This window comes from Roseateles sp. P5_E4, assembly GCF_054049255.1.
Genome location: NZ_JBFUMS010000020.1, coordinates 28433 through 54517, shown reverse-complemented (window position 1 = coordinate 54517; position 26085 = coordinate 28433). Strand labels below are relative to the sequence as shown.

Genomic DNA, 26085 nt, shown 5'->3' with positions numbered 1-26085 from the left:
CTCTTGAACTTCATTGACCCTGCCACTTTGCAATTGGTGAGTCGCGCCTTGGACGCAGGCGCGCTAAGGCATCAAGCCATTGCACAGAACATCGCCAACGCCAACGTTGCTGGCGCCAAAGCCTCACGAGTGCAGTTCGAGGAACTGCTCGGCAATATCCCGACGGACCTGGCGGCCGGTCGCGGCTTCAAGGCCGAGGACGTTCCCGCACCGCAGGTCGTGACGGCGGCCGGCCGCCCCATTGCGCTTGACGACGAGATGGCCGCGCTGTCCAGCAACAGCCTGCAGTACCAGGCACTGCTCAAGGCCATGAGCCGCCAGTTGAGCATCCTGTCCGTGGCCGTGCAGGAGGGCCGTCGCTGATGGACTACCGCGCCGTTTTTCAGATTGCCGCTGCCGGCATGGATTTCGAGAAGCGCCGTGTCGACGTCGCCGCGCTCAACCTCGCCAACATGCACAGCAGTGCGCCCGCCGGTCAGGTGCCGTATGCGGTTCAAAAGGTTGTTGCCCAGCCGTTGCAGGTGAATTTCAGTCGCGCGCTGGGGCTTGCGGAGCCTGCAATGTTGCCTCGCGAAGTCAAGCTCGTTGCGCCGGATCTCGCTCCTCGGCTCGTGCATGACCCGGGGCACCCGCATGCCAATGCCCAGGGTTTCGTGGCCTATGCCCCTGTGGACCAGGCCACGGAAATGATCAGCGTCAGCACGGCGCTGCGTGCCTACGAAGCGAACGTGGCCGTGGCGAGTACCGCCAGGGCCATGGCCGCCAAGGCCTTGGATCTCGGAGGTCAGGGATGAGTTGGCAAGCGATTGAAGCCATTGAGGCCATTCAACCTCAGACCTTGCAGGTGACACAGGCCAGCACGAATGCCGCAGCGCCCGGCTTTGCGAATTGGGTGGAGCACGAGCTGGGCAACCTGAACACGCAGCTGGTCGGTGCCGAGCAAGGCATCAACAAGCTGGCTTCGGGCACGGCCGAAAACCTGCATGAAGTGATGCTGCAACTGGAGCAGGCCCGATTGGCAATGCAGGTCGCCAGCCAGGTGCGATCCCGCGTATTGGAGGCGTATCAGGACGTGATGCGCATGCAGGTGTAATTGATGGCTACGGAATCTCGGACCGCTGTGTTGGGCGGTTTTTTAGACGGATGGTCGACGCGCAAGAAGCTCGGTTTCGGCCTGGGGCTTGCTGCCATCCTTGCTTTCGTTCTGGCGGTGGCATGGTGGGCCCAGCGCACGCCGAAGGCGGTGCTGTTTTCCGACCTAGCCGAGCGTGATGCAGCGGTGCTGACTGCTGAGCTGGACAAGCTCAAGCAACCCTACAGCCTCAGTGAGGATGGCCGCGCCATTCTGGTCGGCGCAGACAGCGTGCACCGCACGCGCCTGGCACTGATGGGCAAGCAATTGCCGCTGCACGGCGCGGTGGGTTTCGAGCTCTTCAACAACGCTGACTTCGGCGTCAGCGACTTCGTGCAGAAGGTCAACTACCAGCGTGCGCTGCAGGGCGAGTTGACGAGGACGATCCTCGCGATCGATCAGGTGCAGGATGCCCGCATCCACCTTGCGCTGCCAGACCAGACCCTGTTCCGCAAGGATGGCCCCAAGGCCAAGGCTTCCGTCAGCGTCTCGCTCAAAGGCGGCCAATCCCTGCGTGCTGACCAGGTCACGGGCATTCAGCGTCTGATCGCGGCTTCGGTGCCGGAAATCAAGCCGGACGACGTCACGGTGCTGGATCAGCACGGTGTTGTGCTGTCCCGAGCCGGTGGAGAGGACTCCGGGCTCGCCGCCGGTCAGCTTGACGCGCGTCAAGGCATGGAAACGCACCTGGCCAAGAAGGCCGCACGGCTGCTCGATCAGATGTTCCAGCCGGGCGAGTCGATGGTGGCCGTGGACGCGGTGCTCAACCATGAGCAGTCGCGTGTCACGACGGAAGAGGTCCTGGGCGCTGCGCAAGGCGAGCAGGGCGGCCACGCAGCGGGTGTCATCACGCGTGAACGGACGGTGACCAAGGAACCTGCAGGTGAGGCGAACGCGAACGGTGGAGGTGCGGCACAGGTGCAGACCCAGGAGACTGACTATCAGACCGGTAAGCGGGTGGCGCAGACGGTCTCGCAGGGCGGTCAGATCGCTCACTTGAACGTGGCAGTGGTCGTCAAGCGCAATCTGGGTGATTCCGAGCTCACGCGGGTGCGCCAGCTCGTTGCCACCGCGGTCGGGCTGCAACCGGCGCGCGGCGACGTGGTGACGGTGCATTCGATCTCGGACCTTGGCGTGGGCACGGTGCCTCCGGCACCGGCGGCCAGTCAAGCCTTGGCGCGTTCAGCCCAGCCTGAGGTCCTGCGGACGCAGCCCAGCGTCGTATCGGTCGAACGGGGTGCGAGCCCGGTCGCCACGGTGTTGACGGTCGTGCTTGCGATGACGCTGCTGATCGTCGGCGTGCTCTGGTGGACTCGGCGCCAGCCGCAGGCGCCGGAGCTTCCGGTGCTCAGTGACCGCGAACGTGAAGCCTTGCTCGGTTCGATCAAGCAATGGTTGGGGCCGCAGCAGTGAACCTGCAATCCGAAACCTCCGCCGGGCTGCGTCGCGCAGCCCTGGCCTTGCACTCGCTCAGGCCATCGGATCGTGACTGGCTGCTGCAGCAACTGCCGCGGGTGGAGCGGCAGGTGCTCGGTGAACTGCTGATCGAGCTGAATGGGCTGGGCATTCCACCGGATGCGGCGGTGATTCGCGCCGCGCTGAGCGAGGATTCCCACGGCGCGCTGATGTCTGCCGAGGAGGCGCGTGGGCTATGCCTCGTGCTGGCGAACGAGGCCCCGGCATTGCAGAGTCTGCTGCTTGCAGCGTTGCCGGAGTCGCAACGTGGCGCCGTGCTGCTGCATTGGCCTCATGAGCTGTTGGCTCGCCCCAGCGCCGTGGCTGGGCAGGCTTGGACGCCTGCCTTGCGCGACGCCGTGATGCAGAGCTGGCGCGAGCTTGCGCAGGCGCGCCAGGAGCAGCTGCCATGAGCGCGACGTCCGTGTTGAAGGCGGGCCAGGCCGCTGATGCGCCAGCTGCGCGAATTGTCTTGCGCAGCCAGGCTGAAGTCGCGACCGCTGCGGTGGCAGAGCCCGGCGTCTGGATCGGCCAGACCGACCTCGAAGCGCTGAAGGAACGCTGCATCAAGCAAGGCCGGGCCGAAGGCGAGGAGCAAGGCCGCCGGCTTGCGCAGCAGGCGGCCCAGCAGCAGGCCGATGAAGCAGCCAAGTCGCGACTCGAGCAGGAGCTCCAGGAGCGTCAGGACAGGTATGCCAAGGAGCAGGCCGAGAAATGGCGTGGCCTGGCCACCGCGCTGGCCAGTCAGGCCCAGGCGTTGCGCGAGCAACTGGAAACCGAGGTCACGGAGTGGACCTTCGTGGCCGTCGCGCGCTTGCTCGGACAGCAGCCTCCGGAGGCCGTCGCGACGGCGGTGCGCAAGGTGCTGGCAGAGGCGCGGCTTGACGGGCCTCTGACGGTGTTCCTGCATGCGCAGGATCTGGCAAGTCTTGTGGCTTGCGGTGCGACTGAAGCGAACACGTGGCCGGATGGCGTGAAGTTCGCGGCCGATGCGCGCGTCAGCATCGGCGGCTGCCTGATTCAGTCGGATGTTCAGACCCTGGATGCGCGGCTTGAGGTGCAACTCGCACTGCTGCGCGAGAGGCTGGACCAATTGCGGCGCGAACGCGCCGCTGTTGAGAGCTGAACCGTGTCTGCCTGGCCTCAAGCTCTTGCCCAGCTGCCTCTGTATCGGCGCGTGGGACGGGTCACGCGGGTGACCGATCTCGGGATCGAATCCTCTGGGCCCGCAGTTGCCCTGGGTGACATCTGTGAGCTGCGCACACCGGGCGGTGAGCACATCGAGGCCGAGGTGGTCGCCATCCACGACAAGCATGTCACGCTGATGCCCTACGGGCTGTGCAAGGGGCTGGTCGTTGGCACGGAAGTGGTGGCGCTGGATGCTCAGCCGAGCGTGCGGGTCGGGTCCAGCTTGCTGGGCAAGGTGGTTGACGCCTTTGCCAAGCCGATTGAAGGCGCCGTTGCCGGGCCTATGCGAGAGATGCCGCTGCACCCACTGCCTCTGAACCCGCTGTCTCGCGCGCCCATCAGCGAGTCGCTGGAGACGGGAGTCAGGGCCATCGACGCCATGCTGCCCCTGGGGCGAGGTCAGCGCATGGGCATCTTCGCGGGCAGCGGCGTCGGCAAGAGTTCGCTGTTGGGCATGTTGGCGCGCAATCTGACGGCGGACGTCGCGGTGATCGGTCTGATCGGGGAGCGTGGCCGCGAAGTCCAGGATTTCCTCGAAAAGCGCCTGACCCCGGAAGCCCGTTCGAGAACGGTGGTGGTGGTCGCGACGGCCGAGCAACCGGCCGTCGTGCGAGCTCGCGCCGCGTACACGGCCACCAGCATTGCCGAGTACTTTCGCGCCGAGGGGCGGCATGTGCTGCTGATGATGGATTCGATCACCCGTTTCGCGATGGCGCGTCGTGAGATCGATCTGGCGGCCGGCCAGCCGCCCACGGCGCGCGGCTACACGCCGTCGGTGTTCTCTGCGATCCCGGCGCTGTGCGAGCGGTGCGGCGGCCTGCAAGGTTCCGGCTCGATCACTGCGCTCTACACGGTCTTGGTCGATGGGGACGACCTGAACGAGCCCGTCTCGGACGCGCTGCGAGCCACCTTGGATGGGCACATCGTCCTGAGCCGCGAACTTGCCAACGGTGGCCACTATCCGGCCGTCGATGTGCTGAACAGCGTCAGCCGCCTCGACGGTGACTTGCTGAAGTCGGACGACCACGAGCTGGCCAAGGAGTTGCGCAGCCTGCTCGCCGTGCACAGGCGTCAGCATGACATGGTGGACATGGGCCTCTACAAGGCTGGAAGCAATCCCAAGATGGATCACGCGCTGCAGAACTGGGACCGCATCACTGAGTTCCTGCGGCAGTCGCCGGCCGAGCGTTCCAGCCTTGCACAGACACGCGCGGCACTGGCCAGCGCATTGGCCAGGCAGGCGGCATCATGAAGAAGCGCGGGACCTGGCTCCAAACCGCAGTTCGTGCTCGTCAAGCGCAGACCTTCGACCATATGCAACGCGCCCAGCAGGCACGGGACGAGTTGTACCAAGCCGAACAACTCGCGATCCGATCCGACCAGGCCCTCATCTCCCTGAGCGAATCATGGGCAGGCTGGCGTCGTGAAGTGGCCTCCAGCATGGAGCTTGATAGCGCCTATCGCCGCTTCCACGGGTTTCTCCATGACAAGGCCACGACGGCCGGCGAAGCCCAACAGGCCTGCCAAGGTCGCGTGGATGCCGTGGAGACAGACCTGCAACAGAGCCATGCCGTGCAGCGCACGCTGGAGAAGGTGTCTCGGCAAGCGGCCGAGCGGCGGTGGCGGGAGGCGAGAGACAAGGAAACGCAGGATGCCGCGGAGGCCTGGCTGTTGGGCCGGTTCGCGCGTCCGCTCGAGGTTGGGCATGCGCGAAGCAACGGCACGTTGACGGCAGGGCGAATTACACCGGCCTGGGCTGCGCCAAGGCCAGCGCTTCCCGTCGCGGCGCCAGGCTCGCCCATGGAGCGCCAAGTCGATATCGATGGCGACTCTGCGAAGACACATCCCCAGGGAGGAGGTTCCGATGACGTTGATACACGGCGGTAGTACGGCCCAGCGCGGGCGGCCTGAAGACAGCACAGCTTTGCAGAAGCGCTTGCTGCAGGACTTGGAGCGTCAGTGGCTGGACACGTGGGGTCGAGCAGATCAAGTCCAGGCGCAGGCTGCTCCCCCTGATGGCAAGGCGGCGCCTGCAGACGATCCGACCCTCTCGGCCGAGAAGGCAGGGATCGCCCAGGTCGAGCTCTCGTCGCTTCGCGCGAATTCAGTTGCGATGAGCGCGCCGCGGGAGCTCCCCGGCGTGGCCAACGCGCCGCAGGCGGCCAGCGCGAGAGCATCCGAGGTCGGCGGGGTGCTCGCGAATGGCGTTTCGGCCAACCTCGTTGGCGATCACCGCGTTGCAATGAGTGGTACCGCCCCTTCTCTGGGAACGGGCGACGCCCGCTTGGCATCGGACGTATCGGTCAGGAACGCTCCTGCCCCGTCCGGTGAGCGGCAGTGGCAGAGCGAAGGTTCCGGCAGCTCAGGCATCGGGCGATTTGTCGCGGTGCAGGCGCCGGACTTGCAACCCCCGCCGGCGCACGACAAAGGTGATCAGGAGCGCGCCGTGCACGCGGCGGCGGCCGGTTGGACTGCTTCCCCGGGCAACGCAGTCGACCATGAGGCCTCGACGGGAATTGCCGCGACCGCGCCTGTCTCCACGGCGATCAAACCGGCCACCACACCAGCCTTTACGGCCCGGCCATCGATGCCATCTGCGCAAGCCAAGGAGGACGACGCGGAAGCCGCCAAGGCTTCACCGCGGCGGATGTGGCCCACAGGCTCGGAGCAGAAGGCAACGCAGCAGCACCTGATGCTTCGCGAGATCAGCGAGCAAGAGGTGCTTGCCTCGATGCGAGACGCGCAATTGGGCTCGCATGAATCGCAATTGGCTGCGCAAGGGCTCGCCAGGGCCCTGATGCAGGCTGGATATGCGCGCGTGCAGGTTGTCGTCAACGGACACCAGCAGCTGCAAGACGCGCCGAAGGAGCAGGACGACATGGCGCAGGGCGCCACCCGCCGTTCAGAGTCCACGGCATCCGAAACATCAAACAGTCAATCCGTTCGCCATGGCAACCAGCACTGAAGCAATCTCCCAGATCGGCATCCAGGACTTCCTCAAGATCCTGGTGGCCCAGCTGGGCAACCAGGATCCGCTCAAGCCCATGGACAACACGGAATTCGTGACCCAGCTTGCGCAGTTCACGTCACTGCAGCAGACGCAGGAGATGAACGACAAGCTGGGCTCCCTGCTCACGGCTCAGGCGTCGATGCAATCGGTCGGCTTGCTCGGAAAGATCGTGGATGTCACAACGGAAAGCGGGACCACCGCGACCGGGACGGTGTCCGGGCTGTCATTCACTTCTGGCTCACCGCGTCTGACCATCAAGACGCCGACCAACACCACCGTGACCGACATCAACCTGGCCAATGTGACGGCCATTCGAACGGTTCCGTGATCGGTGCCACTGTGGCCGGCTCGACGGCCAATCACTAAACGACTTCAGGGGATCAACATGCTCGACTCCATCTTCATTGGTACCAGCGGCCTTCAAACTTTCTCTGCCGACCTCAAGGTCATCAGCAACAACGTCGCAAACCTGAACACGCCGGGCTTCAAGGCGAGCGATTCGCTGTTTTCCAGCCTCTATTACGCAAGCCCAAGCGACGGTTCCGGTCAAGCCCCGGACGGCTCGACGCGCTTTGGCAGCGGCGTCGCCTTTGACCAGACGGTCGTCAACTTCCGCAGCGGGGAGCTGCGCCAGACTGGCAATCCCCTGGATCTGAACGTGAACGGGGAGGGGCTCTTCATCACCCGCGACAAAGGCACGGGCAACGCGACCTACACGCGTGCCGGCCAGTTCGAATTCAATCGCGACGGCGTGCTTGTCGTTCGCGGCACAGAACGGCAGGTCATCGGCCTGACAGCCGCCAGCGCGCAGACTGCGATCACGCTGGACGGCTTGCGGATCTCCCCGCCCAAGGCGACGACGGCGGTGAAGATGAGCGGCAATCTTTCGAGCAGTGCCACCGATTTCAACCTGTCCAACCTCAAGGTCATTGATGCGGTTGGCGGCGAACACACGCTGAACGCGAACTTCAAACCGAAGACCGGCGCGGCTGGAACGTGGGTGGTCAAGATCACCGATGGCGCCACCGAAGTCATGACTGGCGAAATCCAGTTCAACAGCGGCGTGCCGTCGCCGATCGCCAACACGCTGAACTTCACCTTCACCCCTGCAGGCGTGGCTGGCACGAACGTCACGCTGGATTTCTCGGGCAACGTCACCAGCTTCGACACCGGCTCGGTTTCATCCCTGGCGATCGGCAGCAGCGATGGCTACGGCGTCGGCACGCTGAGCCAGATCGGCTTCGACGCCGATGGCACGATGAACCTGACCTACTCCAACGGACAGAAGGCCCAGGGCGCCAAGATTGCACTGGCCAAGTTCGACGCCAATTCCGAACTCAAGCCGCAAGGAGGAAGTGACTTCGCCTATGAGTCCCGCCAGGGCGTGCACATTGGCAAAGCCAACCAAAGCGGGTACGGCAGCATCGGATCCAATCAGATCGAAGGGTCCAACGTCGATCTGGCGAGTGAGTTTTCGGACCTCATCGTCGCCCAGCGCGGCTATCAAGCATCCTCCCGGATCGTCTCGACGGCCAACGAGCTGCTGCAGGATCTCTTCGATATGAAGGGTCACCGTTGAGCACCCTTCGAGTCCTCGCCTGGCTGCCTGCGTCGGTCTGCCCCCAGATCGCCAGCGAGGTGGACGGCTTGCTGTCGGGTTGGGCCGCGACGTGGGGCTTGCCAGCGCCGGGCCCAAGCAAGTGCGAGCCCATTGCCGCTGAGGCAGCCAAGCCCAATGACTTCATCGATCTGCTCAAGGCACCGCCTGCGGACATGAAGAAGTCGATTGCCCAGGCGCTCTTCAAGTTCGACTTGCTCGGATCGTCCATCGCCGCCGAAGTCATTCGCAGAGTGACAGAGCCCTTGACGGCCCGGCTCGTTGGGCATTTCGTGCCTGAGCGGATGGGCGGCGAGGAAAGCGGGCCGCTGGGCGATTGGGGCGCCCACGTCACAGTTGAACTGCTCGGGCATCGCTGTGGCTTTGTGCTGACATGCGCGCAGCTGCGGGCGAGCGGCAGGCTCGGGGTGCCTGCAAACCCGCCGTTGCCTGGCGTGCACTTGGAGCACGCACTTGCACAAGTTCAGGTACCGCTGGTTGCCCAGCTGGGCAGGGCAGACATCAACCTGGACGAGTTGATGCAGCTCGCGCCGGGTGACGTGCTGCTACTCAAAGAGACGCTGGACGAGCCGCTGCGCGTCATCGCGCCCGGCAGCTCGCTGGAGTTGTCTGCGCATCTCGGCACCTTCGCCAATCCGCCGCAGCGCGCCGTGCGCTGGCTGGCTTCCTGATCCATCTGAACAAACCATGACTATCCAATCTGTCGAGCTTCCCGCACTCGCCGAGCAGGCCGGTGAGAAATCGGCCGCCCCGAGCCAGCGCCTGGCCGCGTTGGCTGCCGTCAAGACCGAGCTGACCGTTGTCGCCGGGCATGCCAGCAGCAAGGTGGGAGACATCCTTTCACTCAAGGAGGGCGCGGTGCTGACGCTCGACCGTGCGCTCAATGCGCCCTTTGATGTGATGCTGGGCGACAACCTGATCGCCCGAGGCGAATTGGTTGCCGTGGGCGAGCAGTTCGGCATCCGCATCGTCCAGGTGGCGCCCCACGAATCGCAGCCATGAACCCGCCGGGCACTTCGGCCAGCGCGGCCATCCCTTATCGACCCGCCGACGAGGCGGCGCTGCCCAGCGGCTCGCAGTGGGGGCTGGCCATCGTCCTTTGCCTTGCGGCGCTTGCGGTGATGCTCTGGATGGCGCGCCGCCGCGGTGTCGTGCGAGGTGCCTGGCCGCCGCGAGGCCGGGAGCCTCTGGTGGACGTGCTGGAGACCAGAAGCCTGGGAGCCCAGACCCAGCTGGTCGTCACACGCTATGGTGGCCGACGGCTGCTGCTCAGCGTTGGCCCCGCGGGCACGCAATGTCTTCGAGACGACCCCGACGCTGAGGTGCCAACGGCATGAGGTTGACTCGCTTGCTTGCAGCCGCCGTGCTGCTCAGTGTTGGCACCGCCTGGGCTGCCGGCGCGCCGCCCTCGCCCTGGAGCCTCGCCGAGCAGGGAGCCCAGTCGCCCGAGATGGCCTCGGCCCTGCGCATCTTCCTGGGTCTCACCGCCCTCAGTTTTATTCCGGCCGCATTGGTCTGCATGACTTGCTTCGTGCGCATCGTTGTCGTGCTGTCCATGCTGCGCCACGCGATCGGTCTGATGGAGTCGCCGCCGAACGTCGTCATCATCACGCTGGCGCTGTTCCTGACACTGTTCTCGATGCAACCGGTACTGCAGCGACTCAATGACGACGCCGTTCAGCCCTACCTCGCTGGCAAGGTCAAGATGGCTGTCGCGGCCGATCGTGGCGTGGAGCCGCTGAAGGAGTTCATGGTCCGGCAGACGCGCGAGCAGGACCTGGGCTTGATGATCGAGCTCGCACACGCCGAGCGGCCGCAGAGCCTGGCTGACGTCAGCATGCTGCACCTGATCCCCGCCTTCATGCTGTCAGAGCTGCGTACGGCTTTTCAGATTGGCTTCATCATCTTTTTGCCCTTCCTGCTCATCGACCTCATCGTCGCCAGCGTGTTGATGGCCCTGGGCATGATGATGGTGCCGCCGAGTACCGTGTCCGTGCCGCTCAAGCTGCTGCTTTTCGTGTTGATCGATGGCTGGAACATCGTCACCCGATCACTCCTCGGCACCATCCACTGACATCGGCGTCAGCTGGGTCAGTCGACAGTCGCCTGCCGAACGCGCGAGACTGGTGGATGCCTACACCCCACTCGTGCGGCGTATCGCTGCTCGGGTTTACTCGCGCAGAGTCGGCAGCGAACTCGAATTTGCTGACCTGGTGCAACTCGGCACCGTCGGCTTGCTGGAAGCCATCGACCGGTATTCGCCAGCGCGTGGCGTGCGCTTTGGAACCTACGCCGAGTATCGGATTGAGGGGGCCATTCTCAATGGCCTGCCAAGCTATAGCGAGCTGCAGCGCCAGCTCGCCGTTCGCCGCCAGCTGACGCGCGAGCGGGCCGAGTCTGTACGGCGTGGAACGGGCGGGCAGGCCGGCTCAGCATTGGAGCGCCTGGCTGACCTGGCGGTTGGACTTGCCCTGGGCTTCGCGCTCGATGCTGGCGTTGATGAATCGGAAGGGCCGAGCACTCCGGACAATGCGTACGTACGTGTTGAACTGATGCAACTGCGCCGGCGAATTGCTGAACTGACAGAGCGCCTGCCCGAAAGTGAGAGGCGAGTGATTGTTAGGCACTACTTTCAGCAGTTGCCATTTGATGAGATCGCACTTGGCCTGGGTCTGACCAAGGGGCGCGTTTCACAACTCCACCACGCGGGTCTGCGGCGATTGCGCGAGCGACTGCGCGAGCTCAACGGTGCAGACGTTCTGGGCGCGGGCTGACGCGTTGGGATTCGCAAGCTCACCTACCGGGCTTGTTGCGCCAGGGCTGGGCCTGGCGGCGCCCCGAAGGGCTGTTTGACAGGCCGCGACGCAGCGCGGCTGTTGAGCATCGCCCCGAAGGGCTCAGCGTGGGGGCTGAGTCACCACGGCCCGGGGGGCACGGTGGTCAGGTTGCTGCTTGACGGCAGCTCGTTGTCTTTGCCAAGCCAGTTTGCCACAGCGGTGAACGGCTCGAAGGCCGGTCACGCTGCGGCAGCGGGCATTGGGGGAGAATTTGCAAGGGCGGTTGACCACAGGTGTGGTCGGAGACGTGCTCCACGCCTTGCAGTTGCTTCTATCGAGCCCGGGGCACCCCCGACCGACGATCCTCATGTGACTCGCCAAGAAGGATGAGATCGAAGGTCATGTAGAGCGCGGAGGCCATCTGTCCAACACGCGCGTTGTCTTTCGAGTATGGCGCCTCGTTCTCAAGAATCTTGGCTGTGAGATAGAGGTCGTTCACGATCTGTCGGGGCAGTTGATCTGCCCCTTTTAACAGTCGAGCCAGCTCTCTGGACGCCTGGTCAAGGCGTTCAAAGGCCTGCTGTTTAATTTCCCTCGTGGTCTGCAGTGCCGTAACCAACTCCGCCCCGCTGCTCCGCAGCTCTGCGGCTACATCTTCAATACTGCTCATCAGTTGCCATCTCCAAATCTAAACGTACCAACCCCGCCTGTCAGCAAGCTGCGAGCCACGATAGGGGACAGCTGCACTTGGCTCAATGGCGCAAGTGGGCTGTAGATGGCCTGCGCAGGAATCGACTGGTACACGGACACTTCCTGAGCCCAGATGGCGCGGTGGTAGGCCATTGACTCGCCGTACATATTCGACCGGGCCAAGCCTTGCCAAACCTCAACTTGGCTAGCTGCCGGTACGCGACTGAGATTCACCGCAACCAAGCCATTGCCGCTGTTATACCCCTCAGCTGCAACACTGAGGTCTCGCGTGGTCGAGATCCACGGGCTATTCATCTGCGCGCCTCCGCGACGCGGGCCTGCGTTCAGCACATGTTCGACGGCAGTCCAGTTGCCATTGGGCGCTTTCCCGGAGAGCCCCATACCGCCTTCCAGAGCTTGTGCATCGGCAACGTTCAGAGCGCGATACGAGGTGTTGCTTAGGACGCGATTTTCTGCCAAGCGCAGCCCTTGGCCTAACGAGGCAACGCCACCCAAGAACGGAATGCCTTGATCGACGCCCTGAGCAATCGCGCGCGAGCCCGTGAGGTCATATGTGCCCTGGTACGTCAACGTGGTGCCGTTCCCGCTACCAAAGATGCGGCGCAAGCCCGTCCCAATGTTGTCGCCACCATGGAAGGCCAGCGGCACGGCCACCGCGGTGCCCACACCTGTCGAGGTAAGCCCAACAGCCCCTACTACCTCCATCCCCCCGCCGACAACCTGCACCGTGCCTTGTGCCGTATCGGATCCACGGAAGGCGTACTTGGTCATTCCCCAACCCATGCTCAACTTGGCACCCACCGAGATGTCGCTCGTGAAGATGTTGCGCATATTGGCCAAATAACCCGGGTCCGCCCCAATCTTGCCAAGTGTCGATTGGCCTGTGATCACGACGGGTTCTTGCGGCATGGGGTGCCCGGAGCCGTCGCGTGCCAAGTAAGCGTCGGGAATGACTACGCCTGAGGATGGCGAATCGGCCGGTAGAGCACGCCGCCCAGATCGCGCAACCGCCGCGTCGTAATCATCGTCCAACTGATCAAGGGCTCGCTGCCCAAGTCTGGACGTGAACGACCCGATCCCCGAACCCGTCGCGTCGATAGAGCCGGCAGCCTGATCCGAGGTACCGCCGTTGGCACCCATACGCGCCCCAGCGAACCAGTTTCGCGAAGTTTCCGGCGCCGCCAGGCTCTCCCCAATTGCATTGCCAAACGCGTCAGCCGCAATGGACGCATAGTCCATCCGCCCCTGTCTCGTCACCAGCATCCGTACGCTTTGGCCCACAACGCCACGCACGATGCCGTCAGCCGCCTTTTGCAACAACGCACTGCCGTCGAAAGTGCTGTTGATGGTGCTGCCGAGCGCATTGCTGGCTGCTGCCGCAGCCGGCGCCGCAATGGCCGACGCGGCCACGCTCCGCCAGTTGAACTTGTCTTGCAAGCCAGTCGCGACCGCCACGCCTTGCGTGATGGCGTTGCCAGCAGCAGCGTTGATGGCCGCATTCAAGTAGAGCGAAGTCTTCGCTGAAACCTCGAACGCCTTGGTTGCGATGCCTCCGGTGCCGGCCGCAGAAGCCACGCCCGCAGTCACCATGGAACCCACTGCACTCAACCCCACTTGCTTCCAGCTGAACTTGTCTTGTGCACCGATGGCAATGCCAACGCCCTGGCTGACGATGGATCCCACCGCACCGCCGATACCTGCTGCGGCGACTGCCAGTCCCCCCGCCAGCGTGGATGTCCCCCCCATCACGGCCAGTCCGGCGCTGAATGCTCCCGCAAGACCAGTGCCCCCAGCCGCGCCCATCATCATGGCGGCAGCGCCTGCCGTCACGATGGTTGCCACCACGGCGACGACGACCATGATGATCATGCCCATGGCGCCACAACCGGCCTTGGCCGGCGGTGGCGGCACCACCGCCTCCGGGCTGGTGTTGCCAATGGTCTTGGCCGGCTCGTACACCGCGAAGCTGGTGGCGGTGTTGGTGTTGCGCACGACGCTCGGCACCTTCAGCGTGCTGCCCGGGCTGAGCGCGGCATCGGGCCCCTGTGCGAGGCCGTTGGTGTCAGCCAGCACGTACCACAGCGCGGAGTCTCCCCAGTTGCGCTGCGCGATAGCCTGTAGCGTGTCGCCGTCTTGCACCGTGTACAACTGAACCGAGTTGTCCTGGCTGGAGAAGCTCTGGCGCGCGCCCAGGTCGATGTTGCCGAAGGCGTAGATATTGTTCGGGTACGCGGTGTGGGTGTAGTTGCCCACACTCTGGTCGTTGATGAAGAAGTTGCTCTGGCGGTTCCAGGTGCCGGCATCCCGCTGGGCCGGCTGAGTGGGCAGCGCGTTGGTGCCGCCGATGATGCCGCCCACGGGCGCGGGCGGGTTCTGCGGCGCCGGGTTGGTGGTGTCGGCCGGTGCCCAGCGCTTGAGGATGAAGTCCTGGTTGGCCTGCGAGGAGGTCACCACGTTGCCGTTGTAGTAGCCGGTGCCGCTGTAGCCCCAGGTGACAGCCTGCGTGTCCTCGCGCCGCTGCACGATGTGGCCGGCGGTATCGGTGATGAGCCAGGTGCTTTGCTGGGTGCTGTTGGACAGCGTGCGCGTGATCTGCGCGAGCTGGCCGTTCGCGTCATAGCCCATGCGGGACTCGCTGGGCGTGAGGCTGGTCGCACCGGAGTTGATGCTGTTGCCTTCGGTCCAGGTGCTGCCGGTGAGCGCCTGGCCGCGCTCGCGGTAGCCGTCCATCAGGTAGTAGCTGGTGCGGTAGGTGCTCTGGCTGGACCAGCGCTGGCGCTTGCTCTGGTCGGGGTTGCCGAGGTTCGCATCGGCATTGATGGGGCTGTAGCCATCGACGGTGAGCTTGGCGACGTTGCCCGCACGGTCGTACTCGTAGACCTGCAACCCGGTGGTCTGCAGGGCGACGGCCGTGGTGGTGGCATTGCGCGGCACATCCTCCCAAAGGTTTTCGATCTTGACGCGGGCCATGTAGGTGTAGGAGGCGGCCAGACCTTCCTCCTGGGTCTTGACTTGCTGGGTCAGGCCATTGGCGAGGAAGTTGGTACCGGTGTACTGGATGCGAGTCACCGTCTGGCGGTCACGCGCGTAGAGGTAGCGGGTCTCCTTCTGGTTGGCATCGAGGTAGTCGATGTGCCGATCCAGGCGCTTGACATAGGTCGTCTTGGCGCCGGTGCTGGCGGTGTACTCGTTGACGATGCGGTTGGCGAAGTCGTACTCGTAGCTGGTGGTGTAGGTCAGCTCGACGTTGCTCTTGGCGCGCCCCGCCGCATCGAAGACGGTGTACTTGCTCTCCTGGATGGCGCCGCTGACAAGGCTGCCCTGGCCACGCCACCGGTTCATGGTGTCGTAGGTGTACCAGGCCAGGGTGTTGTTCCAGGCGGTTGCGCCATTGCTGCCCAGGCCGAGGCTGGAGGTGCTTACGCGGCGGCGGTTGCCGGCGGCGTCGTAGCCAACATCGATCTCCAGGATCTTGCCGTTGGCACCGGCCGGCATGATGCCCGGCGCGGTGTCTTCGGTGTGGGTGAGGCGTCCCTGCTTGTCGTACACGCTGGTGACATCGCGGAAGACGATGCCGCTTTGCGTGAAGGTCTCTCGCGTTCGGTTGCCGTCGATGTCGTAGTCGTACAGCGTGTTGGAGCCGCGGTAGTTGTCGCTGAGCTGCTTGAGCGTGCCGTCCTCGAAGTAGCTGTAGACGAGGTTCTGGCTGCGCGTGTTGGTCTGTTGCTTGAGCTGGCCGAGCTGGTTGTAGAGGTAGGTGTAGGTGGCGCCACCCATATCGGCATGGGCGTTCAATAGGCCTGTGGACTGGTTGTAGCCCCAGGTGGTGACGAGCCCGTTGGCATCCGTCTCCTTGACCTTGCGGCCGCCCAGGTCGTACTCGCTGAGGACGGTGTTGCTCAGCGCGTCGATGGAGCGCCACATCAGGCCACGGGCGTCGTAGTCGTAGCTGCGGGTCTTGCCCCAGCTGGCAGCGTCCTCGCCGGTGGTGTCGCTTTTCTTGCGGCCAAGTTCGTCGTAGGTACTGCTGCCCAGGCTGTGGCCGTTGACGTTGCTGCCTGCCTGCACTTCCTCTTTGGTCCTGACGCTGCGGCCGGTTTCGTGGTCAGCTTGGTCGTAGGTGTAGCGGTAGGTGCGCTCGAGTTCGTCGAACTTGGTGACCAGGCGCCCCAGCCCGTCGTAGGTGTAGGTGACGGTGCCACCGTCGGCGTGGTACTCGTACTGGAGCTGGCCGAGCTTGTTGTACTGGGCTGCGTTGGCGTTGCCCAGGGCGTCGACGTTGCCGATGTTGTGGCCCCAGGCGTCGTAGAAGATGCGCTTCTCGACGTCGGTGACGGTGGCCACGTCGCTGAGGTTGTAGACGGCGTTGGCGATCTGCGTCTCGCTGATGACACGGTTGCCGGCGTCGTAGCGGTAGCGCAGCCGTTCGCTGCCGTTCCTGGTAATCGACAGGGCATTGCCCCAGCGGTCCAGCGTCTGGCTGGAACTGGTCGTGACAACGGCGCCGCTGTGCGTCGAACCGCTGCCGGTCTGGCCGGTGGCGCGGCCGGCGCGGTCATAGGTGGTGGTGGTGCGGCTCACGCCCTGGGACAGGCCGTAGGAGGCGATATCCTGAGGCGCGCCAAAGGTCGCCAGGTCGCGGCCGGTAGTGTCTGCGGTGCTTGTGAAGGCAGCCGTGATGTGATCCTGCAGGTCATACCAGTAGAGCTTCGCGGTGCCCCCCGAAATGCTCTTCCACATGCGCCCGCCGGCGTCGTACCAATTCTTCTGTGTGGTGTAGACCGTGCCAAGAGCGCCGTTTGCATCCCGCTCCTGCAGCGTCTTGTCGGTGATCTCGCCGTAGGCGTTGTAGACAGCGCCCTCGATGCTGTACGTCAGTTTGTCGCTGCGCCTGCGCTGGGTGAGCGTTGTGGTGCTGGTCTGCTGGCCGGCCTTGTCGTAACTGAAGAAGCTGACCGCGTTGCGCTGGCCTTCACTGTCCTGGTAAGCCTGCCATTGCTTGGCCACGTGCCCTGCGGCGTCGTAGCTCATGTAGCGGTCGGCGGTGGTCTTGCCTTTGTTGAGTGGATCGCGCACCTGGATGGCACGGCCCAGTGCGTCATAACGTGTGGTTGTGATCTGGTCGTCGCTATGTGTCGCGGGCGGCGACGTGTAGTAGTCCAGGTAACGCATGCCAGCCTGCTGGCTGTAGTTGTATGCAACCACGGCGCTGGCGTTGGCGTGGCGAGTGGTTTGCACGACGTTGCCCAACGCGTCGTAGAAGATGCTGGTGCCGTAGTTGTCGGCATCGCGGGTGGCGACGAGGCGGCCAAGGCCGTCATAGAAATTGGTGCTGCCGCCGTTGGTAGCCAAGATCACGGGGGTACTTTTGATGCTGACCGTGAGCGGCGTATTGCAGGAGTAGAAGGCGCCGTTCTTGCCCACCACGAAGTCCAGCGTTTCCCCACTGGCCATCTGCAGTGGTGCGATCGCGAACACCGACGGGTCGGACGTGTGGGCGAAGAACTGCAGCGGCTGCTGGAAGTTGCCGTTGCGCACGATATAGCCGTTCGTGTCACCTGTGTCGCCTGCGAAGAACTGACCGCTCACGTTGTACAGCCCGTCGGCTGGTGCGGTGAAGCGCATGATCGCGTAGTCGCCGTCGGCCGCCGCGCCAGGATGCAGGGCCACCTGACCCGCGGCGACACCGGCTTGGGTGTAGGTCAGGGCGTTCTTCCACGCGGCGGGCACGCCCGAGGTTGTGTGGCCAGACTTGTTCCAGCCCCACCCCACGAAATCGTCGAAGAGCGTCATGGCATAGGCAGCCCCGCCCTGCAGCGAGTAGCCATAGCTCCACGCGCCCGCGGGGTTGCTCGATGTATTGAAGTCTGCAGTAGCGTCGTAAGTGACGATGTCGAGGCCACTGTTGGCGTCGAGGACCTCCTGGGAGGTACGAGCGAGGTTACCGGCGGCGTCGTATTCGTTGACCGTTCGCAGGTGGACGATGCGGTCGTCCAGCGCGCCGGTGGTGATGTCGCGCTTGCCGGTGACGGTGTTCAGCAGAGTGCTGGTGGCGACCTGACCGCGGCGGTCGTACGTGATCTGCGTGACGCGGTCGAAGCCGATTGCGCTGCTGACTCCGGCACGGGCACGCAGGCTGGTCACGGCTGCCGCGGGATTGTTGGGGTCGATCCTGGTGGCGTATTCAACGGATTCACTCACTTCGCCAAAGGCGTTGCGGCTGTAGCCGGTGACGCCACCTTCTGAGTCGACGCTGCGTTCCAGGGCGCCCTTGAGGTCGTAGAGATAGCTCTCGCGCGTGGGTCGAGTCTGGCCATTCCCGTCCAGCTGAACCGACTTCGCCGTGAGGTCGCCAAAGGCGTTGTAGGTGTAGACGCTCACCCGGTTCCAGACGCCTGACTGGCCGCTGGCTGCGTCATAGCTGAAGGCACCTTCCACGAGATCCTTGGTCTCGCTGACGCGGCCCAGCAGGTCCAGATAGGAATAGACGCTGCGCTGGCTGCCGGCGGTTTGTGCAGTCGTTGCGGCGGCCGCGAGGGCGCTGGCGCTGATGCTGAAGCTGTCGGTGAAGGTGGCTGCGGCGCCAATGCGTTGCAATGCGCTGAATTGCCCCACCAGATCAGAGTACAAGTGCTTGGAGACGTTGTGGTTCGCGTCGATCTCCAGCACGACGCGACCCAGCAAGTCGTAGGTTTTGTAGCTGTAGTTGCCCGAGACGTCGCGATTGGCCACCGCCTGGCCAAAGGCGTCGTAGATCGTCGTCGAGGTCAGTGCGCGGTTTGCTTCCGTGCGGCTGACTGCGCCGCCCACGCCATTGGCATCGACTGCGCCATTGGTGCTGAGGTTGTCCAGAGTGGCGTCGTATACGCCGACGGGGGCGAAGCGGGTCTGCGTCTGCCGCCCCAAGGCGTCATAGGCGTAGTAGGTTGTGCGCTGCTGGCTTGCAACATTTGCTGCCTCCGTCCGGCTGGCCATGTTGCCGAAGGCGTCATAGGTGAAGCGAGTGAGGATGCGTGAGGTGGTATTGCCGACGAGGTTGACGTTGAGGCCGCTGTCAACGCCGTACGCCGATACGCTCGGGCTCCATTCCTCAATGAGTTGTCCGCCAGCGTTGTAGACATAGTTGGTCGTGCCCAACTGGTTGGCGTATTCGGTCTTGCGGCCAAAGGCGTCGTACTTGAACGACTCCTTGTACCCTTCAGCATCCGTCGCTTCCTTCAGGTTGCCGACTTCGTCGTACACGTTGTAGGAACGCGTCCGGTCCTTTGCCGCATTGGCGCTGACCTTGCCGGCGACCAGCGCCGTGGTCGGGAGCCGGCCGCCTGCCAACAGGTCGCTGGTCAACAACTCATTGACATAGGCAGTCTGCTTTTGGAGCCGGCCCTGCGCGTTATAGCTGTGCCGAGTGACGCTGAAGAACTTGTCCGTGCCCACGACGCGGTGCGATTGCGCGGTGAACTCGAGACGGCCGAATCCGTCATAGGTAAAGAACGATTCGCGTGCATTCAGGGTGCTGACGGGCAAGAGCGTGCGAACGGATGCTTCGGTGGCCGTATCGGTCACGGCGGCGTACGCAATGGAGTCGGCGTACTGGATGGTGCGCGCAACCCTGCCTGCCCTGTCGAAAACGGTTTCGGTGACGACAGCCTGTGTCGTATCGGCCTGGGCGACCGTGTACCGGACACGGCCTGCGGCGTCGTAGACAAAGCGGGTACGGTGGTCCCCTGCGTTCGATCTGACGGCGGCGTCAAAGGCGGCAAGTGTTGCTGGCAGCCCGGTCGAGACGCGGTTGGCGTAGTCGATTCGTTCAATGACGTTGCCAGCCTTGTCAAAGCGGTTCTTCACCACGCCACCCAAGGCATCCTGGGTATAGGTCAGACGACCGGCGGCGTCGTAGACGTAGGTGGTCGCGCGGGCGCTCGGCGCGGTTTCTTCAAGGTTGTCGACGTAGGCCGTCGTCACGCCCGGCAGCGACGCGGATGTGTTGGTGGCGAATCCCAGCACGACCTTTGTCCAATCAAAGTCGCGTGTGCTGGTGTATGTCATGCCAGCGGAGCGATCACTACCCTTTTTGTATACGCAGACACTGGCACCTCGGGCATTGGTCAGAAACTCGACCGTGTACGTCGTGCCAGCCGTATATTTGCCGAGGAGGGTTGTTTTCCAGTTGTTCGCTGCTGGCTCGAAGATTTGCGCGTACGCATTTCCATCATTACTCCAGATCACAGCCAAGCGGTTCGAGCTTTCGCCGGTTGTGCTCACAACCATCGTATGAAGCGATTGTTGCAGTTGCGTTGGCGTCAGATCGAATTTGAACGCCGCACCAGGATTCTGGCTGCGCGGGCTGTACACGCTTACCCAACCGCCCGATTGGGGCTGGCTTATCAACTTGAGTTGCCCGCCCTCCCAGGTCGAATTACTACCTGTAAAACCCTCGGTTCCAGAATCAAAGCGGGCCACGGCGGGCGCCAACAACGCCACCATCTGGGCTTCGGTTGGCAGGCCGGCCACGCTTATCAAGCGTTCGTGCTGGAGCGTCTGCGTCACACGGCCGACGGCGTCATATCTTGATTCCGTGACGGCACCCAGCGGGTCGATTTCAAAACGCTTGCGGCCAGCCGCGTCATAAACGCTTCGGAACTCACGTACTGGAATCTGCTCCTCGATATTGTCGATGTACGCCGTCGTCACACCGGGCAGCGTTGATGCGGTATTGGTGGCGAATGCAAGTCTGACTTGCTGCCAGTCAATGACACCAGTGGAGGCATAGGTCATGCCTGTCACGCGAGAACTGCCTTTCTCGTAGGCATAAACCGTTGCACCGAAAGGAGTCGTCAGAAATTCGACGGTGTAAGAAGTGCCGGCACTGTAGGTGCCAATCTTCACTTCCTTCCAGCTGTTCGAAGGAACATCAAAAGTCTGGGCCCACGCGGTCCCGTCGTTTTTCCAAATCAACGCCAGGCGGTTGCTATTATTGGTATTGCTGACAACCATCGTATGCAGCGACTGCTGCATCTGGGTCGGCGTGACATCAAGCTTGAATGATGCACCCGTGTTGAAGAGTCGAGCGCTGTTGACTTGCGCCCACCCAACAGACTGCGGTTGGCTGATCAGCTTGAGTTGCCCGTTCTCCCACACGGAATTGCTGCCGCCAAAACCCTCTGCAGTCGTATCGAATCGAGTCGTGACCGGACTGAGAAGCGTGGCCATTTGCGCTTCTGTCGGATTGCCGGAAATGGCTGACGTGCGGTCGTACTGCAGCGTTTGTATCTGTTGGCCCGACGCGTCAAAACGATACTCGGTGACAGCATTCAATGCGTCAATTTCAAAACGCTTGTGACCCGCTGTGTCATACACATAGCGCGTCACTAGGTCCTTGGCCGCATCTGGCGTGATGGAGGTAAAGCTGTTTTTGTATTGGCCGCCGGCTACTTGCACGGAACTGAAGCCGGTTGCCTTGTTGGCATAAACCGTCTTCTTTATGCAATTTCCTTGCGCGTCATACTGGAATTCGGTGGCCGCGAAGGACGCATCGAGTTCATAGCGGAGCCGGCCATTTTGGTCATATATGTAATACGTCGGCTGTCCATTGGTCCACAAGGATGCTAAATTGCCTTGTGCGTCATACAGGTAGCTGAGATTTGCCCCGCCCGCAACATTCGCGGTTTGCTCAAGCTTGCGTCCAAGCGCGTCATATTTTGTGGACGTGGTTACGCCGCCGGAATCCATGCTGCTTATCAGCTTTCCTTGCGCGTCGTAAGTTGCACTTGTGCGGAGGTTCAGGCCGATGGCATCATGAATCGTGGCGGTGACTCGCCCTTTGGCGTCCAGTTGGCTGACACTGGTAATCCCATTCGGATCAGTCACATAAAGCTGATTATTCCCGTCGTCATAGGTGCTGGTGGTTATCAAATCCAGCCCTTCTGGATCAACGCGCTGCTTGAGCACACGATTGATCAAGTCATATTCGTAGGCCGTCTTCCCTTTGAGGCCACCCGCAGCGGCTCGAATGCTGGATAGCAGGCTCGTCGTGTTGAACCCAACCGCCTTGAGCCCATAGCTGAGCGTCTGGCTGACATTGCCGGCGGCGTCGTAAACGGTTTCGGTAAAACCACCTTCTCCATCGAGCTGCCCGACCAGCAGACCCCGGGCGTCGAAGAAGTTCAGCGTCTTGCGGTCGTTGCCGGAGTCACCCGGGCGGACTTGCGCCAGCGCCGTCGCGGCATTGGTGGCCAAGCTGACCTGGCTCGCAGTCGCGAACTGAGTGCGCTCAACCTTGGCGACAAGTCGGCCGGCGGCGTCATATTGGTGCTCGCTCAGGCTGCCCGTCGCATCAAGGGTTCCAACCAGCAGTCCGTCGTTGTCGTAGAAGCTGCGTTGAATTTGATCGCGGCCGGTCGCGACGGGCGCGATCGCGCTTGCAACCGGCGCGCTGGCAAGGCCAGCGGTGGCAATGGTGTTGGCGTAGCGCCGGGTCAGGAAAAGGCGCCCAGCAGCGTCGTAGATGAACTCGGTCACCTCGCCCAGGGGGCTGACAGTCTTGGCGAGTCGCCCCGTGCTGTCATAGGCACTCCAGCGCTTGGTGTCGTCGGCGCTGTCGGTGGGCTGGATGCTGGCCAACGTGACGTTCGTGGGGCGACCGTTGCTGTCGATTAGGCTCGTGAGGTTGACCAGGTTGGCATAGGCAATCGTCTGTGTCGCCTGACCGGCCTTGTTGTAGGCAGTCTTGGTGAGCTGGCCGAGCGCATTGACCTGGCCGATCAGCCGGTCGGCATCGTCGTAGAAGAACCATTGGCGCGAGCCGCCGGCATCTTGCGTCATGCGCAGCCGGCTGTCGGCGTCGTAGAAGCTCTTTACGCCTCCGAGAGCGACGCTGCCAGTGAAGACGAGGTCGGTGATCTGGCCGCCAGTGTGGAAGAAGGACGAGTCCGCATACAGCGGCTGTGTGATGGCGGTCGTCGTCGAATAGAAGACGACGCCGTTCTTCATGTACCTGACGGCGGTCCCGTCGTAACTGACGCTGAGTTCATCCCCGGCTTGGTAGTCCCATCCTCCTGGAGCAGCGCGGCCGCTTTCGTAGATGCTGAGACTTGAGGTCCCGACGTAAATGCCCCAGTGGACCGAATTGAAGTCACCACCAGCAGCGCCGTTGGTGGTCAGTCCGACGAGCATGTGCTTGTCTTTGCTGGTCGCCCGGAAGCTCACGCTCGCGCTGCCGGTGTAACCCACCTTCGAGCGGAAGCCAGAAGTCCAGGAGTCCGCCACACCGCCTGTCTTGGTCGCCGCCGTGCCGTCAATGGTCAAGCCGCCTGTGGTGACGAAAGCTCCATTGGTGAACGTATAGGGTTGGAAATGCAGATCGCTTACCTGGCCACCCACGTCGTAGAACGATGAATCGGCGTACAGCGGCTGACTGATGAGGGCGTCAATGGATTGCAGCAACTGACCATTTCGCGAGAAGCGAACGGCGCCGCCGTTGTAGCTGACCTCCAGCAGATCACCTGCGACATACGAGCCTATATCGCCGAGCTGGCTACCATCGCGATAAGCGTAGATTCGACCATTTGCCGCCGCATAGATCGACCAGTCCATGCTGGCATAGCCGTTGTCGCTGGCTGGGTCGGTGTTGAGCCCAATCATCAGCGCCTTGTTGTTCTGCGCCGGTCTGAAGCGCACACTCGCGCCGCCCGCGATGCCTTGCTTGCTGTTGGCGCCTCCGTCCCAGGCGTTGCTGCCGCTGGTCTTGGTCAAGGCGCTGCCTGTCAGCGTCATGTTGGCGGCCGTGACATAGGTCGGGCTGCCGGCTGTAGCGACCGGACTGCCGGCTGTAGCGACGGTGGCTGCGACGAGCACGGGCATGCCGGCCATGCCACCCGTCGAGCTGAACACGATGTTCGTCAGCGTTTGCGTCTGGAATTCGCTGGGCAGCACGAAATCCTGCATGTCGAGGTGGGCGCGGCCCGCGCCTTCGACGCCCCAAACCGTCGGCGTCACATAGCTGGCGGACAGGGTGTTGGTGTAACTGCCGTAATAGTGGTCGCGCACGTTCTCGCCTTCGATAAGCGAGACGGTGTGCCTGGCACCGGCGCTGCCGATGAAGGTGATGGAGCCAACGTTGGCGCCCGTCGTACCCCGGGACGTACTGATCAGTGTGTATACGTGGGTAGCTCCGAACGCATTCACGCCAATGTCGTAATCGCCGGAGGCGACAGAATTGTTGGTGGAGGGCGTGCCCTGGAACGCAAACTGCACTCCAGCCAGCGTCTTCGTGCTCGGGAACAGCGGTCCGTAGGTGCCGCCGTCTGACCAGCTGGCGATATTCGTGTTGAGCGACGGCAAGGTGACCGCGGTGTAGCTGACTGCCGGCGCCGCATTGGCGCTCTCAACAACACTGACGGTCCGTCCGAGCTTGTCGAAGGTGGTGGTAGTGACCAACCCATTGAAGGCCGTTGTTCGCACGACGCCGCCAACGTCGTCATAGCTATTGACGCTGATCTGGTTGAGCGCGTTGGTAACGGTGAGCACGCGCCCCAAACCGTCGTAAGTCAATTGCGTGACGCCGTTGCGAGCGTCGATCGTCTTGAGAAGCTGGCCAGCAGCGTCGTAGACGTACTGTGTGCTCGTCGCGCCCTGGCCGCTACCGGCCGCATCTACGCTGTCGTAGCTGGTGCTCTTGCTGAGCTGGCCGCGCCAGTCGTAGGCGTAGTCGGTGCGCTGGGTCTTCGTGCGATCTTGGGCGGCAACCCAGCTGGCCATGTCGGCTTCACTGGGGCAGTTGTCCCAGGGCCAGTTCGACGTGGCGTAGGTGGCTCCGGCGTATTGGTGGGCGCTGGTGCGCTGGCCTTGCGCGTTGTAGCGGTACTCGCTGACGCGGCCATCCGGACTGACGGTGAAACGCAGTCTTGTGCCGCTTGTGTCGTAGACGTATCGGGTAGAGGACGTCAGGGGGCCAGGCTCGCCAGCTGTCGCGATGGTTTCCGCCTTGAGCTGGTTTTGCGCGTTGTAGTTGCGACGCACGACGTTGCCGGCGTCGTCCGCCTGACGGATGAGGTTTCCCCAAGCGTCGTGGGCCATCGTCACGGCGCGGTTTTCGGCGTCGACGACGGCGATGACGTCACCCTTGCCGTTGTAGTCGTAGCGGGTGGTGCTGCTGACGCCGTTGACGGCGGCACTGGTGACGTGGGTCAGGCGGTTGGCGCTGTCGTAGCGATACGTGGTGGCCTGGCTAAGAGCATCGGTGACGGTGGTCGTGCGATCGACGGTGTTGTAGGCGAAGATAGTCACGCCGTTCAATGCGTCAGTGACGGTCTCGATGCGCAAGCCTGCGTCGTACGTGAAACTGAGCTTGGCACCGTCGCTTTGCGTGATGCTCGCAATCCGTTTGCTGCTGCCGTCGTAGGTGTAGGCGGTGGTGAAGACGCGGCCATCGGTGACGCTGTTGTCTTCGGGGCTCAGGTCGACGGTGACGGTTTTTAGCCGGTTGCTTTCGTCGTAGCTGTAGCGCACGCGGGTGAAGGTGCGGTCCAAGCTACCGCCTTCGATGCTCTTGGAGACGGTCCGCAGTTGAGTGAGCTGCGTACCGCTGTAGTCGTAATAGGTTATTTCGCCCGCGGCGGTGGTGACGCTGGAGAGGAGACCGGCACCGTCATAGGCGAAGCTGAGTGCCTGTCCGTTGGCATCCGTGACACTGAGCAGACGGCCGGTACTGCCGGCGTAGCCCTCCACCGTGCAGCTGGTGCCGTCGGTGAAGATCCAGTTGCCACTACCTGCGTCGAAGCTGAGAGTGTCATAGGCGCCAGCGCCGTCGTAGTTGACGTAGCAATTGAGACCGCTGTCCCAGTTGAATAGAGCCTCGGAGCCGTCTTCATCGCGGCGCAGGGCGGTCGAGTTGGAGGCGTTGGCGGTGCCGCTGCCGAGCCAGACCTTGCGGACCAGGCCAGGCAGCCAGTTGTCGCCGTTGTCGTCGACGAAGGAGCCCAAGCTGTTGTAAGTGCGCAGACCTGCGGCGTCCGGGCCGCGGCCGCCGAGCAGTTCGTCTCGGGACTGCACGATCAGGTTGCCGGTGGCGGCATTGACGTAAACCCGCTCACCCTGGCGGCCTAGGGTTGCCGAGCCGCCAAAGCCCGCGGCACCTAGCACCAAACCCGAGCCCAGGTTCAGACCCAAGCCGCCGCCCGTCACCACTGCCACCATG

18 protein-coding genes are annotated in these 26085 nt (G+C 63.3%); 16 read left to right on the top strand and 2 right to left on the bottom strand.

Annotated features, from left to right (window positions below; all coding sequences use genetic code 11):
• Positions 1 to 129: 129 nt before the first annotated feature.
• The 16 genes from ACXJLH_RS27880 (at position 130) to ACXJLH_RS27805 (ending at position 11177) form a co-directional block, all read left to right on the top strand.
• A complete protein-coding gene (locus ACXJLH_RS27880) occupies positions 130 to 363 on the top strand; it encodes a hypothetical protein (RefSeq protein ID WP_457447647.1) in 234 nt (77 codons plus the stop codon).
• Positions 363 to 794: a flagellar basal body rod protein FlgC gene (locus ACXJLH_RS27875; protein ID WP_457447646.1), complete on the top strand. Its 432-nt coding sequence runs from the start codon at positions 363 to 365 to the stop codon at positions 792 to 794. Before ACXJLH_RS27880 ends, ACXJLH_RS27875 begins: the two co-directional genes overlap by 1 nt.
• Positions 791 to 1093, top strand: coding sequence for a flagellar hook-basal body complex protein FliE (gene fliE, locus ACXJLH_RS27870; RefSeq protein WP_457447644.1), 303 nt, complete (start codon positions 791 to 793; stop codon positions 1091 to 1093). The genes ACXJLH_RS27875 and fliE overlap by 4 nt, the downstream gene beginning before the upstream one ends.
• 3 nt (positions 1094 to 1096) lie before the next feature.
• Complete coding sequence (gene fliF, locus ACXJLH_RS27865; RefSeq protein ID WP_457447642.1) at positions 1097 to 2545, top strand: flagellar basal-body MS-ring/collar protein FliF; 1449 nt, start codon at positions 1097 to 1099, stop codon at positions 2543 to 2545.
• Entirely contained in the window at positions 2542 to 3000 is a 459-nt protein-coding gene (locus ACXJLH_RS27860) for a hypothetical protein (protein ID WP_457447640.1), read from the top strand. Before fliF ends, ACXJLH_RS27860 begins: the two co-directional genes overlap by 4 nt.
• A 14-nt stretch (positions 3001 to 3014) precedes the next feature.
• Positions 3015 to 3713 (top strand): FliH/SctL family protein, encoded by a 699-nt coding sequence (locus tag ACXJLH_RS27855; protein WP_457447638.1) that lies wholly within the window; start codon positions 3015 to 3017, stop codon positions 3711 to 3713.
• Positions 3714 to 3716: 3 nt separating this feature from the next.
• A complete protein-coding gene (locus ACXJLH_RS27850; RefSeq protein ID WP_457447637.1) occupies positions 3717 to 5027 on the top strand; it encodes a FliI/YscN family ATPase in 1311 nt (436 codons plus the stop codon).
• Positions 5024 to 5662 carry a hypothetical protein gene (locus tag ACXJLH_RS27845; protein WP_457447635.1) on the top strand — a complete coding sequence of 213 codons (639 nt, stop codon included), beginning with the start codon at positions 5024 to 5026 and terminating at the stop codon, positions 5660 to 5662. Before ACXJLH_RS27850 ends, ACXJLH_RS27845 begins: the two co-directional genes overlap by 4 nt.
• The gene (locus ACXJLH_RS27840; RefSeq protein ID WP_457447633.1) at positions 5640 to 6740 is read left to right on the top strand and encodes a hypothetical protein; all 1101 of its coding nucleotides are present in this window, start codon (positions 5640 to 5642) and stop codon (positions 6738 to 6740) included. The genes ACXJLH_RS27845 and ACXJLH_RS27840 overlap by 23 nt, the downstream gene beginning before the upstream one ends.
• Positions 6724 to 7113: a flagellar hook assembly protein FlgD gene (locus ACXJLH_RS27835; RefSeq protein WP_457447631.1), complete on the top strand. Its 390-nt coding sequence runs from the start codon at positions 6724 to 6726 to the stop codon at positions 7111 to 7113. Before ACXJLH_RS27840 ends, ACXJLH_RS27835 begins: the two co-directional genes overlap by 17 nt.
• A 57-nt stretch (positions 7114 to 7170) precedes the next feature.
• Complete coding sequence (locus ACXJLH_RS27830; protein WP_457447629.1) at positions 7171 to 8364, top strand: flagellar hook protein FlgE; 1194 nt, start codon at positions 7171 to 7173, stop codon at positions 8362 to 8364.
• A 194-nt stretch (positions 8365 to 8558) separates the two neighbouring features.
• Complete coding sequence (locus ACXJLH_RS27825) at positions 8559 to 9074, top strand: FliM/FliN family flagellar motor switch protein (protein WP_457447627.1); 516 nt, start codon at positions 8559 to 8561, stop codon at positions 9072 to 9074.
• A gap of 16 nt (positions 9075 to 9090) precedes the next feature.
• A complete protein-coding gene (locus ACXJLH_RS27820; RefSeq protein WP_457447625.1) occupies positions 9091 to 9405 on the top strand; it encodes a FliM/FliN family flagellar motor switch protein in 315 nt (104 codons plus the stop codon).
• A complete protein-coding gene (locus tag ACXJLH_RS27815; protein ID WP_457447623.1) occupies positions 9402 to 9740 on the top strand; it encodes a FliO/MopB family protein in 339 nt (112 codons plus the stop codon). Before ACXJLH_RS27820 ends, ACXJLH_RS27815 begins: the two co-directional genes overlap by 4 nt.
• The gene (fliP, locus tag ACXJLH_RS27810; RefSeq protein ID WP_457447622.1) at positions 9737 to 10477 is read left to right on the top strand and encodes a flagellar type III secretion system pore protein FliP; all 741 of its coding nucleotides are present in this window, start codon (positions 9737 to 9739) and stop codon (positions 10475 to 10477) included. Before ACXJLH_RS27815 ends, fliP begins: the two co-directional genes overlap by 4 nt.
• Entirely contained in the window at positions 10431 to 11177 is a 747-nt protein-coding gene (locus ACXJLH_RS27805) for a sigma-70 family RNA polymerase sigma factor (protein ID WP_457447620.1), read from the top strand. Before fliP ends, ACXJLH_RS27805 begins: the two co-directional genes overlap by 47 nt.
• Before the next feature lie 334 nt (positions 11178 to 11511).
• On the opposite strand, the gene ACXJLH_RS27800 is transcribed toward ACXJLH_RS27805, so the two are convergent.
• Positions 11512 to 11850: a hypothetical protein gene (locus ACXJLH_RS27800; RefSeq protein ID WP_457447618.1), complete on the bottom strand. Its 339-nt coding sequence runs from the start codon at positions 11848 to 11850 to the stop codon at positions 11512 to 11514.
• On the bottom strand, positions 11850 to 26084 hold the full coding sequence (locus ACXJLH_RS27795) for a hypothetical protein (protein ID WP_457447616.1): 14235 nt from the start codon (positions 26082 to 26084) through the stop codon (positions 11850 to 11852). The genes ACXJLH_RS27800 and ACXJLH_RS27795 overlap by 1 nt, the downstream gene beginning before the upstream one ends.
• Between the last annotated feature and the right edge of the window lies 1 nt (position 26085).

What these genes read in the sequence shown, in the direction of transcription:
- ACXJLH_RS27875 (WP_457447646.1), top strand. Translation starts at nt 363, where the DNA reads ATGGACTACCGCGCCGTTTTTCAGATTGCCGCTGCCGGCATGGATTTC.
- fliE (WP_457447644.1), top strand. Translation starts at nt 791, where the DNA reads ATGAGTTGGCAAGCGATTGAAGCCATTGAGGCCATTCAACCTCAGACC.
- fliF (WP_457447642.1), top strand. Translation starts at nt 1,097, where the DNA reads ATGGCTACGGAATCTCGGACCGCTGTGTTGGGCGGTTTTTTAGACGGA.
- ACXJLH_RS27845 (WP_457447635.1), top strand. Translation starts at nt 5,024, where the DNA reads ATGAAGAAGCGCGGGACCTGGCTCCAAACCGCAGTTCGTGCTCGTCAA.
- ACXJLH_RS27840 (WP_457447633.1), top strand. Translation starts at nt 5,640, where the DNA reads ATGACGTTGATACACGGCGGTAGTACGGCCCAGCGCGGGCGGCCTGAA.
- ACXJLH_RS27835 (WP_457447631.1), top strand. Translation starts at nt 6,724, where the DNA reads ATGGCAACCAGCACTGAAGCAATCTCCCAGATCGGCATCCAGGACTTC.
- ACXJLH_RS27830 (WP_457447629.1), top strand. Translation starts at nt 7,171, where the DNA reads ATGCTCGACTCCATCTTCATTGGTACCAGCGGCCTTCAAACTTTCTCT.
- ACXJLH_RS27825 (WP_457447627.1), top strand. Translation starts at nt 8,559, where the DNA reads ATGAAGAAGTCGATTGCCCAGGCGCTCTTCAAGTTCGACTTGCTCGGA.
- ACXJLH_RS27820 (WP_457447625.1), top strand. Translation starts at nt 9,091, where the DNA reads ATGACTATCCAATCTGTCGAGCTTCCCGCACTCGCCGAGCAGGCCGGT.
- ACXJLH_RS27815 (WP_457447623.1), top strand. Translation starts at nt 9,402, where the DNA reads ATGAACCCGCCGGGCACTTCGGCCAGCGCGGCCATCCCTTATCGACCC.
- fliP (WP_457447622.1), top strand. Translation starts at nt 9,737, where the DNA reads ATGAGGTTGACTCGCTTGCTTGCAGCCGCCGTGCTGCTCAGTGTTGGC.
- ACXJLH_RS27805 (WP_457447620.1), top strand. Translation starts at nt 10,431, where the DNA reads ATGGCTGGAACATCGTCACCCGATCACTCCTCGGCACCATCCACTGAC.
- ACXJLH_RS27800 (WP_457447618.1), bottom strand. Translation starts at nt 11,850, where the DNA reads ATGAGCAGTATTGAAGATGTAGCCGCAGAGCTGCGGAGCAGCGGGGCG.
- ACXJLH_RS27795 (WP_457447616.1), bottom strand. Translation starts at nt 26,084, where the DNA reads ATGGTGGCAGTGGTGACGGGCGGCGGCTTGGGTCTGAACCTGGGCTCG.